Origin of the sequence: Burkholderia sp. Ax-1720 (genome assembly GCF_011753035.1) — a bacterium.
In the GTDB taxonomy this organism is placed as follows: domain Bacteria; phylum Pseudomonadota; class Gammaproteobacteria; order Burkholderiales; family Burkholderiaceae; genus Burkholderia; species Burkholderia gladioli.
Map to the genome: position 1 here is coordinate 22,317 of NZ_VWWK01000024.1, position 12,912 is coordinate 35,228.

The window sequence follows — 12,912 nt, forward strand, 5'->3', positions numbered from 1 at the left end:
CGGATTCACCGCGCCCCAATTTCATTGTGCTTCGTCAACGCCGACTTCGATCAGGTGCCGTTCCGCGTCTAGCGCGGGCACCGCGAGCCGAATCGTCTGGCGCACTTGCGAGCCTGCCGGCAGGCGCGAGATTTCGTCTTCGGGCAACACGCCCTTCATCGCCCAGATCGCCCCGCCCGGCGCCACCAGATGCCGCGCGAGCACCACGAAGTCCGACAGATCCGCGAAGGCGCGCGAGACGATCGCGTCGAACTGACCCGGTACTTCGTGACCAGGGCGCAGCGATTCCACGCGGCCGGTGACGACCGACAGATTGGCCAGCTTCAGTTCGGCCTTCGCCTGGGTCTGAAATGCGGACTTCTTGTGGACGATATCGTTGAGCGTGACCTGCCAATGCGGGAACACGATCGCCAGCACGATGCCGGGCAGGCCGCCGCCCGAACCGACATCGAGCGCCGTCTTCACATCGAGCTCGCGCAGATGCGGGACGATCGAAAGCGAATCGAGGATGTGCTGGATCAGCATCTGCCGCGGGTCGCGAATCGCAGTCAGGTTGTAGACCGCATTCCACTTGCCGAGCAGCGCCACGTAGTCGAGCAGCTTGTCGACCTGCGCCTGTTCGAGTTCGATGCCGAGCGAATCGAGTCCCTGGCTCAGCAGATCATGCAGCGCCTCGCGGGACGAGCCCGCCACCGGTTGCCGCGCCGTCATTGCTGGGTCGGGACGTTGCTGCCCCCTGCTTCGCCCGCGCCGTTCGCGCTCGACGCGCCGCGACGGCCCAGGCCGCGCTTCAGGTGCACCATCAGCAGCGAGATCGCCGCCGGCGTGATGCCCGAGATCCGTGACGCCTGGCCGATCGTTTCGGGACGATGCTGGTTCAGCTTTTGACGTGCCTCGAAGGACAGGCCACGCACTTCGGCGTAGTCGATGCCTTCCGGCAGACGGGTATTTTCATGCGCGCCGTTGCGCTCGATCTCGCCGGCCTGGCGCTCGATGTAACCCTGGTACTTGATGCCAATCTCGATCTGTTCCTCGATCTGCGCCAACAGCACCGGATCCTCGGCGAGCGGCTCTGCCGGCCCGCACTCTCCTTCGCGCAGGCCGCAGACACCGGCATAACTCACGCCGGGGCGACGCAGCAGCTCGGCCAGGCTGTATTCGTGATCGATCGCCTTGCCGAGCAGCGCCGTCGCTTCCTCGGCCGGCAACGTCTTCGGCGTCACCCAGGTTGAACGCAGACGTTCGGTTTCACGTGAAACAGCATCGCGTTTGCGCGAGAACGCATCCCAGCGCGCGTCGTCGACCACGCCCAGTTCGCGACCGATTTCGGTCAGGCGCATGTCGGCATTGTCTTCACGCAGGCTCAGGCGATACTCGGCGCGGCTGGTGAACATCCGATAAGGCTCGGACACACCGCGCGTAACCAGATCGTCGACCAGCACGCCCAGGTAGGCCTCGTCGCGACGCGGGCACCAGGCATCCTTCTCCTGGGCATAACGGCCGGCATTGATCCCGGCCAGCAGCCCTTGCGCTGCTGCCTCTTCATAACCCGTCGTGCCATTGATCTGGCCCGCGAAGAACAGGCCTTCGATTGCCTTGGTTTCCAGCGAAGCCTTCAGGCCGCGCGGATCGAAGTAGTCATACTCGATTGCATAACCGGGACGCAGGATGTGCGCATGTTCGAGGCCGCGCATCGAATGGACCAGGTCGAGCTGCACGTCGAACGGCAGGCTGGTCGAGATCCCGTTCGGGTAGAACTCGTTGGTGGTCAGCCCTTCCGGTTCGAGGAAGATCTGGTGCGAGTCCTTCGAGGCAAAGCGATGGATTTTGTCCTCGATCGACGGGCAATAACGCGGGCCGACGCCCTCGATCACGCCGGTGTACATCGGCGAGCGATCGAGGCCGCTGCGGATGATGTCGTGCGTGCGCTCGTTGGTATGCGTGACCCAGCATGGCATCTGGCGCGGGTGCATCTCGACGCGGCCCAGGAACGAGAACACCGGCACCGGATCGAGGTCGCCCGGCTGCTCTTCGAGCTTCGAGAAGTCGATCGAGCGGCCATCGATACGCGGCGGCGTACCGGTCTTGAGCCGGCCTTGCGGCAGCTTCAGTTCCTTGAGGCGCGAGGAAAGCGAGACGGCGGCAGGATCCCCTGCCCGACCGCCCGTGTGATTATTGAGGCCGACGTGGATCTTGCCGTCGAGGAAGGTGCCGGCGGTCAGCACCACGGCGCGCGCCCGGAAGCGAATGCCGATCTGCGTCACCGCGCCAACCACGCGTTCACCTTCGACGATCAGATCGTCGACGGCTTGCTGGAACAACCAGAGGTTCGGCTGATTCTCGAGACGGCTGCGGATCGCCTGCTTGTAGAGCAGACGGTCGGCCTGGGCTCGCGTGGCGCGCACGGCCGGGCCCTTGGACGAATTCAGGATCCGGAACTGGATGCCGGCTTCGTCGGTGGCAATCGCCATGGCGCCGCCGAGCGCATCGACTTCCTTGACCAAGTGGCCCTTGCCGATCCCGCCAATCGACGGGTTGCAGCTCATCTGGCCGAGCGTTTCGATATTGTGGGTCAGCAGCAGCGTTTTCACGCCCATGCGTGCGGCAGCCAAAGCGGCTTCCGTACCGGCGTGACCGCCGCCGACGACGATCACGTCAAATTCAGTGGGATAAAGCATTGCGGATTTCGCGTCAGAACGTACGCGAACCTGAGAGAGAAGTATGGGGCGAATTATAGCGGGTTCGCTTTTGGCCCGAATATCGGCCGAACAGCCGATCAACAAAAACGGCGTGTTTCACGTGAAACACGCCGCATTTTTCCAACACCTCCGGCACTTTCAAGCGCCCTGCTCGCTCGATTTCAGCCTGACTTCCGAGCCAGCCCAAGATAGCTGTCGATCACGCGGGGGTTCTGCGCCAGCTCCGCTGCCGGTCCATCGAGCACGAATTCGCCGGTTTCGAGGACATAGGCGTAATCGGAGATCTGCAAGGCCGCGCGTGCATTCTGCTCGATCAACAGCGTGGCCACGCCGGTTCCCCGCAGCGCGCTGATGATATGGAAGATCTCCTTGACGATCAGGGGCGCGAGCCCAAGGCTGGGCTCATCGAGCATCAGCAGGTCGGGTTTGCCCATCAGCGCGCGACCGACCGCGAGCATCTGGCGCTCGCCGCCAGACAGCGTGCCGGCCGCCTGCTTGCGGCGCTCCTTCAAACGCGGGAACAGCGCGAACACCGGGTCGAGCTGGTCGAGATAGCCCACCTCGCCAGCCTGCTTGCGACGATAGGCGCCCAGCACCAGATTGTCCTCGACCGACATCGTCCCGAATAGCTCACGCTTCTCCGGCACCAGGCACATGCCGCGCGCCACGCGCAACTCGACCGGCAAGGCGCCGACCGCCTCGCCCCGATAACGCACCATCCCGCTCGCCCGCCCCGTTACCGGCAGCGCGCCCATGATCGCGTTCAGCAGCGTGGACTTGCCGGCGCCATTCGGCCCGATCACGCTGACGATCTGCCCCGGCGCAACGCGGATCGCCGCGCCGTGCAGCGCCTCGACCTTGCCGTAACGCACCGACAAGCCATCGACTTCGAGAATCGGCGCCACGGCCGGCACTTTCGCTTGCATCGCTTCCATCATCACTCCACCCCGCCGAGATAGGCTTCGAGCACCGCCGGATCCTGCCTCACCTCCTCGGGCAAGCCCTCGGCGATGCGCGTGCCGAACTCCATCACCACCAGCCGATCGGTCAGGTTCATCACGAAGTCCATGTCGTGTTCGACCAGCAGCACGCTGATACCCTCGTCGCGCAGCTTGCGCAGCAACCCGGCCAGTTGCTGCTTCTCCAGGTAGCGCAGCCCGGCCGCCGGCTCGTCCAGCAACAGCAGCGTCGGATCGCAGCACAAGGCCCGCGCGATCTCGACGATCCGTTGCTGGCCCAGCGCCAGGCTGCCCGCTTCCTCATGCATTTGCGCCTCCAGCCCGACCCTGCGAATCTGTGCCGCCGCCTCGGCCAGCAGCCGTCCTTCCTCTCGCCCATTGAGCCGCGCGACGCTGCGCCAGATGCCGGTCGAGCCGCGCAGATGCGCGCCCAGCGCGACGTTCTCGAGCACTGTCATGCCCGGCAGCAGCTTCACATGCTGGAAAGTCCGGCCGATCCCGCGCCGCACGATTTCACGTGAAACAAGCCCGTCGATGCGCTCGCCGCGGAAACGGATCGAGCCGCCATTCGCGCGCAGCACGCCCGTCACCAGGTTGAAGGTGGTCGACTTGCCGGCGCCGTTCGGGCCGATCAGGCCCACGATCTGGCCCGCTTTGACCTCGAAGCTGACGTCGTTGACGGCCACCAATCCACCGAAAGTCTTGCGGACCTGCTCCACCACCAGCAGCGCTTCGCCGGCCGCGGGCCGCTCGCGCCGCGGCAGCGGGTCGGTGTGATCCGGCACCGCCAGCCGCGGGCCGCGCGGAAAACGCCTGGCGAGGAACGGCCAGACGCCGTCGCGCGCGGTCTGCAGCAGCACCACCATCACCACGCCGAACACGATGATTTCGAAGTTGCCGTCCTGCCCGAGCAGACGCGGCAGCAGCGATTGCAGCCAGTCCTGCAGCACGGTGAGGATCGCGGCGCCGAGCACGGCACCCCAGACATGCGCCACGCCGCCTACCACGGCCATGAACAGGAACTCGATGCCGTGATTGAGCCCGAACGGCGTGGGATTCACGGCGCGCTGCAGGTGCGCGTAGAGGAAGCCCGAAACGGAAGCCAGCACGGCCGCGTAGACGAAGATCAGCACGCGCATCCAGGCCGTATTGACGCCCATCGCCTCGGCCATCACGCCGCCGCCGCGCAGCGCGCGGATCGCGCGGCCGGGCCGGCTGTTCAGCAGGTTGCGCACCGAGACGATGGCCGCGATCACCACCAGCCAGATCAGGTAATAGAGGCTGCGGCCGGTATCGAGCGTGATGCCGAACACGCGCAGCGCCGGGATGCCGTTGATGCCGTCGTACTTGCCGAGCAGATCGAGATTGCCGAACAGGTAGAACAGCGCGAGCCCCCAGGCGATCGTGCCGAGCGGCAGGAAGTGGCCCGACAGGCGCATGGTCACGGCGCCGAGCACCAGCGCCACCGCGGCCGTGACGATCACGCCGGCGATCAGGCCGAGCCAGGGCGACAAGCCGTAGCCGGTGCTCAGCAGCGCGGTGGCGTAGGCGCCGATGCCGACGAAGGCGGCCTGGCCGAAGCTCGTCATGCCGCCCACGCCGGTGAGCAGCACCAGCCCGATCGCGACGATCGAATACAGGCCGATGTAGTTCAGCAGCGTCACCCAGTATTCGGGGATGCGCAGCACGCCGGGCAGCACCGGCAGCGCGAACAGCACGATCGCGAAGGCCCAGAACAGGCGGTTGTGGAACAGGGCTCTCATCGCCTCAAGCCTCCTCTTCGTCGTGCCGTGGGCTGGCCAGGCTGCGCCAGAGCAGCACCGGGATGATCAGCGTGAAGACGATCACCTCCTTGTAGGAGCTGGCCCAGAACGAGGAATACGATTCGAGCAGGCCGACCAGCAGGGCGCCGGCCGCCGCCAGCGGATAGCTCACCAGCCCGCCCAGGATCGCGCCGACGAAACCCTTCAGGCCGATCAGGAAACCCGAGTCGTAGTAGATCGTCGTCAGCGGCCCCACCAGCACGCCCGACAGCACGCCGAGCGCGGCCGACAAGGTGAAGGCCAGGCGCCCCGCCTGGCTGGTGCCGATGCCCACCAACTGCGCGCCGAGCCGGTTCACCGAGGTCGCGCGCAGCGCCTTGCCGGCGATCGTGCGACCGAAATACAGCGCGAGCGCCGCGATCATCACCAGCGCCGTGATCACCACCACCACGCTCTGCACCGACACCGACTGCGCGCCGATCGCGAGCTGCGCGTCGGAAAACGGCGTGGTGCGCGAACCCTCCGCACCGAACATCACCAGGCCGAGCCCGACCATCGCGAAGTGCACGGCCACCGAGACGATCAGCAGCACCAGGGTGCTGGCCTCGGCGATCGGCTGGTAGGCCAGGCGATAGATGAAGCGCCCCATCGGCACCACGATCGCCAGCGTCAGGGCGATCTGCGCGAGCATCGGCAGGGCCAGCGCGGCGACGGCATGCGCCAGCGCGAACAGCGCCAGCGGCAGCAGCACGCAGCGCCCCGCCAGCGTGGAGAGCGTGCGGCCGAGCTGGTGACGCCGCTCGCGATGCCGGATCAGCACGGCGACCTCGAGCACGAAGCAGGCGATGCCGAGCACCACCAGCAGCCAGCAGGTGGCCGGAAACTTCTGCGTCTGCAGGGCCGCGAGCGTGAGCGCGCCATAGGCGACGAACTCGCCTTGCGGGATGAAGATCACGCGCGTGACGGAGAACACCAGCACCAGGGCCAGCGCGAGCAGCGCGTAGATCGCGCCGGTCGTGATGCCGTCCTGCGCGAGGATCAGCGCAATCGAAAGGTCCATACGGTCGGTTTCAGGTTGGATCGAGAATCGGGAACGAGATGGGCGGCATGGCCAAGGCCGCCGCCGTTATCGAGTCGGGAACAGGAGCAAGGACGGGGCCAAGAACCACCCCGCCCCTCGCGTGTTTCCACGTGAAACTCAACGGCGCGGCCCCCTCGCTTATTCCATCGGCGCGGCACACGGATGCGGCCTCAATCGGCCTGCAGCTTCCACTTGCCGTCGACGATCTGCACCATCACGCGGGCGCGCGCATCGAAGCCGTTGTGATCGGCGGGCGTGGTGTTGAACACGCCATGCGAGGCCGGCACGTTGCGCAGGTTCTCGAGCGCCGCGCGCAGGGCTTCGCGGAAGGCCGGCGTGCCCGGCTTGGCCGTCTTCAGCGCTTCGGGAATCGCCCGCTGCAGCATCTGTCCGGCGTCCCACATATGGCCGCCGAAGGTCGACAGCGAGCCGGCGCCGTAAGCGCCCTCGTAGGCCGCCTTGTAGGCCAGCGCCGGGATCTTGACCGGGTTCGAATCGGGCAACTGCTCGGCCACCAGCATCGGGCCGGCCGGCAGCAGTTCGCCGTCGCAGTCCTTGCCGCAGACGCGCAGGAAGTCGTTGTTGGCGACGCCGTGCGTCTGGTAGACCTTGCCCGCGTAACCGCGCTCCTTGAGCGTCTTCGCCGGCAGCGCGGCCGGCGTGCCGGCGCCGGCGATCAGCACCGCGTCGGGCCGGGCGGCCAGCAGCTTGAGCACCTGCCCCGTCACCGAGGTGTCGTTGCGCGCGTAGCGCTCGCTGGCCACCAGCTTCAGGCCGTTCGCGGCCGCCGCCGCCGTGAACACGTTCGACCAGCCGTCGCCGTAGGCATCGGCGAAGCCGATGAAGCCCACCGTCTTCACGCCGTGCGCGGCCATGTAGCCGGCGATCGCGTCGGCCATCAGCCGATCGTTCTGCGGCGTCTTGAACACCCAGGCGCGCTTCGCGTCCATCGGCGCGATGATCTGCGCGCTGGCCGCCAGCGAGATCATCGGCGTGCGGCCTTGCGCGGCCACGTCGATCATCGCCAGCGAGTTCGGCGTGATGGTCGAGCCGACGATCGCATCGACATGCTCCTCGTCGATCAGCTTGCGCGCGTTCTGCACCGCGCGGCTGCTGTCCGAGGCGTCGTCGAGCACCAGGTAGCTGACCGCTTGCCCGCCGATCGTCTTCGGCAGCAGCGCCACCGTGTTCTTCTCCGGAATCCCGAGCGAGGCGCCCGGCCCGGTGGCCGATACCGTCACCCCGATCCTCACCTGCGCGAGCGCGGCCGTCGCGCCGCAAACCAGCCCCAGCGCGAGCGCCGCCCGCGTCCATGTCCCGATCTTCATGTCCTGCCTCCACGCTACCCGCTTCGCCTTGTTGTCGTCGTCGCCGACGGCGTGCCGGGCCTGTCTCCACCCTGCCCCGCCGGCGCCCCTCCATCCGCGCTCGCCAACTGGTTGCGCGGACAACAAAAAAGGGCGCGTCCCGAAGCACGCGCCCTGTTTCGATGATTTGCCCTTGCCTCGCTCCGGCTAGTTCTGCACGAGCTTCCAGCGCCCGCCGACGATCTCGACCATCACGCGTGCCCGCGCATCGAGCCCGTTGTGATCGGTCGCCGTCAGGTTGAACACGCCATGCGCGCCGGGCAGCTTTTGTACCTGTTCGAGCGCGCCGCGCAACGCGGTGCGGAAAGCCGGCGTGCCGGGCTGGCCGGCCTTCAGCGCGAGCGGAATCGCCTCGCGCAGCAGCAGGCCGGCATCCCAGGCATGGCCGCCGAAGGTCGACACCGAGCCGGGGCCATAGGCGCGCTCGTAGGCGCTCTGGTAGGCCAGCGCGGAGGCCTTCACGGGGTTCGTATCGGGCAGTTGCGCGGCCACCAGGATCGGTCCGGCAGGCAGGTAGGTGCCCTCGCAATCGGCGCCGCACACGCGCAGGAAATCGTTGTTGGCGACGCCGTGCGTCTGGTAGATCGCGCCGCGATAACCGCGCGACTTCAGCGTGCTCTGCGGCAGCGCGGCCGGCGTGCCGGCGCCGGCGATCAGCACCGCGTCGGGCCTGGCGGCCATCACCTTGAGCACCTGCCCCGTCACCGAGGTATCGCTGCGCGCGTAGCGCTCGCTGGCCACCACCTGCAGCTTGCGCGCGGCGGCGGCCTGGCCGAAGGTCTTGAACCAGCTCTCGCCATAGGCGTCGGCGAAACCGATCAGGCCCACCGTCCTGAGCCCGCGCCGGGCCATGTGCTCGGCGATCGCGTCGGCCATCAGCTGGTCGTTCTGCGGGGTCTTGAAAACCCAGGCACGCTTCGCGTCCATCGGCTCGACGATCGAGGCCGCCGCGGCCAGCGAGATCATCGGCGTGCCGGTCTGCGCGGCGATGTCGATCATCGCCAGCGAGTTCGGCACCACGCTCGAGCCGATCACGGCATCGACCTTGTCCTCGCTCGCCAGCTTGCGGAAGTTCTTCACGGCCTGGGTCGGATCGGTGGCGTCGTCGAGCACGATGTAGTCGATCTTCTGGCCGCCGGCTTCCCTGGGCAGCAGCGCGATGCTGTTCTTCTCGGGAATGCCGAGCGAGGCCGCCGGGCCCGTGGCCGATACCGTCACGCCGATCCGCACGTCGGCCCGCGCATCCTGCCGAGCCAGCGCTCCGACGAGGACAAGGGCAAGGGCCGCGCCGATCGCCACCCGCCGCCTGACTCCATTCATGCCGTGATTCTCCAAGAGAACGAGATCGGGGCCGACTTCGCTCGGGGCCGCTTTTCCCGACCGATCGGTCGGGGAAAGCCGAGTGTAGCGAGGGCGCACGCACGCGACAAACCGGGTTAGCCCGTAGGCCAGGTGCAAGCTGGGACAGGATGAGAGGCGTGGCTCGCGGCGCGAGTGGATCCGCTCGAGACAACAGGCGGCAAGCCGGGGCGAAGCGCAAACGGAAGGGATGATCGGGCGAACCCGCTGCACGAAGGTGCAATGAAAAAGCGCTGTTGGATTCCGTCCAACAGCGCTTTGGGGCCGGGCACTTTGTGCCTCGATTGTCTCCTCGTTCTCCACCTGCAAATTCGTTTCGCGGTGCATCAGAACTGGAACGAAGATTAAACAAGCCCAGAATATGGAGCAACCTAGCATTTACCCCTATGGTGCATCGCCGCACGGAAATTGGGCACGATTCCCGGTGAGGAGGCAGCGATTTGAGCGGCGTTGGCGCGCTTTTCGCGCAGCTTGTCGCCCGCGCCATGTCGCGTTTTGCCGCTGCGCATCACGAGGCCCGCAAGGGTTTCACGCGCGCCACGATCTCGCCGACGATGCCGCGCCGGAACGCCAGCACGCAGGCGATGAAGATGATGCCGGTGACGATCGAGGTCGACTCGCCGAGCGAGCGGAACCACTCGACGCCGGTCAGCGAGGCCAGCGCGCTGCCGATGTCGCCGAGCCGCTCCTCCAGCGCCACGATCAGCGCCGCGCCGAGCAGCGGGCCGAACAGCGTGCCCATGCCGCCCACCAGGGTCATCAGGATCACCAGGCCCGACATGGTCCAGTAGGCGTCGCCCAGCGTCTCGAAGCCGAGCACCACCACCTTCAGCGAGCCGGCCAGGCCCGCCAGCGCCGCCGACAGCACGAAGGCCAGCAGCTTGAAGCGGTCGGTGTCGTAGCCCAGCGAGATCGCGCGCGGCTCGTTCTCCTTGATCGCGACCAGCACCTGCCCGAAGGGCGAATGGACGATGCGCACGATCAGCATCGCGGCCAGCGCCACCACCACCAGGATCACGTAGTAGAGCGCGAGGTCCGAGGACAGGTCGAGCAGGCCGAACAGCCGGCCGCGCGGCACGCCCTGCAAGCCGTCCTCGCCGTGCGTGAAGGGCGCCTGCAGGTAGACGAAGTACAGCATCTGCGCGAAGGCCAGCGTGATCATCGCGAAGTAGATGCCCTGCCGGCGGATCGCGAACAGGCCCACCACCAGCCCCACCACGGTGGCCGCCGCGGTGCCGGCCAGCACGCCCAGCTCGGGCGTGGCGCCGAGCGTCTGGATCGTGTAGCCGCTCAGGTAGCCGGCGGTGGCGAGGAACATCGCATGGCCGAAGGACAGCAGGCCCGTGTAGCCGATCAGCAGGTTGAAGGCCGCCGCGAACAGCGCGAAGCACATCACCTTCATCACGAACAGCGGATAGGCGCCGGCCAGCGGCGCCAGCGCGAGGCCGGCCAGCAGCAGGCCGTAGAGCACTTTTCTGGGCATCATCTTTCCTTGCCGAACAGGCCGGCCGGGCGCACCAGCAGCACCAGGGCCATGATCACGAACACCACGGTGGCCGAGGCCTCGGGATAGAACACGCGCGTGAAGCCCTCGATCACGCCGAGCAGCAGGCCGGTGAGGATCGAGCCGAGGATCGAGCCCATCCCGCCGATCACCACCACCGCGAACACGGTGATGATCATCGGCTGCCCCATCAGCGGCGAGACCTGGATCACCGGCGCGGCCAGCACGCCGGCGAAGGCCGCCAGCGCCACGCCGAAGCCGTAGGTGAGCGTGATCATGAGCGGCACGTTCACGCCGAAGGCCTCGACCAGCTTCGGGTTCTCGGTGCCGGCGCGCAGGTAGGCGCCCAGCCGCGTCTTCTCGATCACGAACCAGGTGGCCAGGCACACCGTCAGCGAGGCCACCACCACCCAGGCGCGGTAGTTCGGCAGGTACATGAAGCCGAGGTCGGTGGCGCCGGACAGCAGCGCGGGCACGTCGTAGGGCTGGCCCGAGGCGCCGTAGATCGAGCGGAACACGCCCTCGATCACCAGCGTGATGCCGAAGGTCAGCAGCAGCCCGTAGAGATGGTCGAGCCGGTAGAGCCAGCGCAGCATGCTGCGCTCGATCAGGATTCCGAACAGACCGGTGACGAGCGGCGCGAGCACCAGCATCGCCCAATACGGCAGCGAGAAGTAGTTCAGGCCCATCCACGCCAGCATCGCGCCGAGCATGAACAGCGCGCCGTGCGCGAAGTTGATCACGTTGAGCAGCCCGAAGATCACCGCGAGCCCGAGGCTCAGGATCGCGTAGAACGAGCCGTTGACGAGGCCGAGCAGCAACTGGCTCAGCATCGCCGACAACGGAATGCCAAAGATGTTCATCGAAACTGCCGTCCGTAAGAGAGGCAGGCGGGCCGCGGCGCCCGGCTCGTTTGCCGGCCCGGCGCCGCGCCCTGCCCTGAGACGAAGTCCTTACTTCCAGAGCGCGCAGCGCGACTCCTGCTTGGTCCCGAAGGCCTGCTCGCCGGGAATGGTCGCGAGGATCTTGTAGTAATCCCAAGGTTCCTTCGATTCCGAGGGCTTCTTCACCTCCATCAGGTACATGTCGTGGATCATGCTGCCGTCCGCGCGCACGTAGCCCTTGGCGTAGAAGTCGTCGATCTTCTGCTTCTTCAACTGCGCCATCACCTTGTCGGCATCGGTCGAGCCGACCGCCTGCACCGCCTTCAGGTAGGTGGTCACCGAGGAATAATCGGCCGCCTGCAGGCTGGAAGGCATCTTCTTGGTCTTGGCGAAGTAGCGCTGCGCCCACTGGCGCGAGGCCGCGTCGCGGTTCCAGTACCAGCTGTCGGTCAGCACCAGCCCCTGGGTGGTTTCCAGGCCCAGGCTGTGGATGTCGTCGATGAACACCAGCAGCGCGGCCAGCTTCATGCTCTTGGTGATGCCGAATTCCTTGGCCGCCTTGATCGAGTTGACGGTGTCGCCGCCGGCGTTCGCCAGGCCCAGGATCTGGGCCTTGGAAGCCTGCGCCTGCAGCAGGAAGGAGGAGAAGTCCGAGGCCGACAGCGGATGGCGCACCGCGCCCAGCACCTGCCCGCCGTTGGCCTTCACCACGTCCGAGGTGTTCTTCTCGAGCGCCTTGCCGAAGGCGTAGTCGGCAGTCAGGAAGAACCAGGTCTTGCCGCCCTGCTTGGTGACCGCCGAGCCGGTGCCCTTGGCCAGCGCCATGGTGTCGTAGGCGTAGTGGACCGTGTAGGGCGTGCACTGCTCGTTGGTGAGCGTGTCGGCGCCGGCGCCGATGTTGATGTAGACGCGCTTCTTCTCGCCCGCCACCTGGTTCATCGACAGCGCGGTGGCCGAGTTGGTGCCGCCCACCAGCAGGTCGAGCCCCTCGCGGTCCATCCACTCGCGCGCCTTCGAGGCGGCGATGTCGGCCTTGTTCTGGTGGTCCGCGTAGACGAGCTCGATCGGCTTGCCGTTCACCTTGCCGCCGAAGTCGGCGATCGCCATGCGGATCGCCTCCAGCCCGCCCTGCCCGTCGATGTCGGCATACAGGCCCGACAGGTCGGTGATGAAGCCGATCTTCACCGAATCGGCCGCGGCGTGGGCGGTGCCGGCGGTGGCAGCCACCGCCAGCGTGGCGGACAGGCACGCGCGCGCGAGGGTCTTCAGTTTCATTGACGTCTCCTGGTGATGCGT

At 67.0% G+C, this 12,912-nt stretch carries 10 protein-coding genes; all 10 read right to left on the reverse strand.

What is annotated here, in order from left to right; translation table 11 throughout:
• Window positions 1-21 precede the first annotated feature (21 nt).
• The 10 genes from rsmG to F3J18_RS10540 all read right to left on the reverse strand — a co-directional run bounded on the left by rsmG (window position 22) and on the right by F3J18_RS10540 (window position 12,891).
• The gene (gene rsmG, locus F3J18_RS10495; protein ID WP_025097714.1) at window positions 22-711 is read right to left on the reverse strand and encodes a 16S rRNA (guanine(527)-N(7))-methyltransferase RsmG; all 690 of its coding nucleotides are present in this window, start codon (window positions 709-711) and stop codon (window positions 22-24) included.
• Window positions 708-2,678 (reverse strand): tRNA uridine-5-carboxymethylaminomethyl(34) synthesis enzyme MnmG, encoded by a 1,971-nt coding sequence (gene mnmG, locus F3J18_RS10500; RefSeq protein WP_025097713.1) that lies wholly within the window; start codon window positions 2,676-2,678, stop codon window positions 708-710. The genes rsmG and mnmG overlap by 4 nt, the downstream gene beginning before the upstream one ends.
• A 182-nt stretch (window positions 2,679-2,860) precedes the next feature.
• Window positions 2,861-3,637 (reverse strand): ABC transporter ATP-binding protein, encoded by a 777-nt coding sequence (locus F3J18_RS10505; protein WP_166912784.1) that lies wholly within the window; start codon window positions 3,635-3,637, stop codon window positions 2,861-2,863.
• Window positions 3,637-5,421: a branched-chain amino acid ABC transporter ATP-binding protein/permease gene (locus F3J18_RS10510; protein ID WP_166912773.1), complete on the reverse strand. Its 1,785-nt coding sequence runs from the start codon at window positions 5,419-5,421 to the stop codon at window positions 3,637-3,639. Before F3J18_RS10510 ends, F3J18_RS10505 begins: the two co-directional genes overlap by 1 nt.
• 4 nt (window positions 5,422-5,425) lie before the next feature.
• Complete coding sequence (locus F3J18_RS10515; protein ID WP_025097710.1) at window positions 5,426-6,481, reverse strand: branched-chain amino acid ABC transporter permease; 1,056 nt, start codon at window positions 6,479-6,481, stop codon at window positions 5,426-5,428.
• 191 nt (window positions 6,482-6,672) lie between these two features.
• Window positions 6,673-7,830, reverse strand: coding sequence for an ABC transporter substrate-binding protein (locus tag F3J18_RS10520; protein ID WP_025097709.1), 1,158 nt, complete (start codon window positions 7,828-7,830; stop codon window positions 6,673-6,675).
• Window positions 7,831-8,016: 186 nt separating this feature from the next.
• Entirely contained in the window at window positions 8,017-9,189 is a 1,173-nt protein-coding gene (locus F3J18_RS10525) for an ABC transporter substrate-binding protein (RefSeq protein WP_166912774.1), read from the reverse strand.
• 547 nt (window positions 9,190-9,736) lie between these two features.
• Window positions 9,737-10,711, reverse strand: a complete 975-nt coding sequence (locus F3J18_RS10530; RefSeq protein ID WP_013696157.1) for a branched-chain amino acid ABC transporter permease — start codon at window positions 10,709-10,711, stop codon at window positions 9,737-9,739.
• Complete coding sequence (locus tag F3J18_RS10535) at window positions 10,711-11,595, reverse strand: branched-chain amino acid ABC transporter permease (protein ID WP_013696156.1); 885 nt, start codon at window positions 11,593-11,595, stop codon at window positions 10,711-10,713. The genes F3J18_RS10530 and F3J18_RS10535 overlap by 1 nt, the downstream gene beginning before the upstream one ends.
• A 90-nt stretch (window positions 11,596-11,685) precedes the next feature.
• A complete protein-coding gene (locus tag F3J18_RS10540; RefSeq protein ID WP_025097706.1) occupies window positions 11,686-12,891 on the reverse strand; it encodes an ABC transporter substrate-binding protein in 1,206 nt (401 codons plus the stop codon).
• Window positions 12,892-12,912 lie beyond the last annotated feature (21 nt).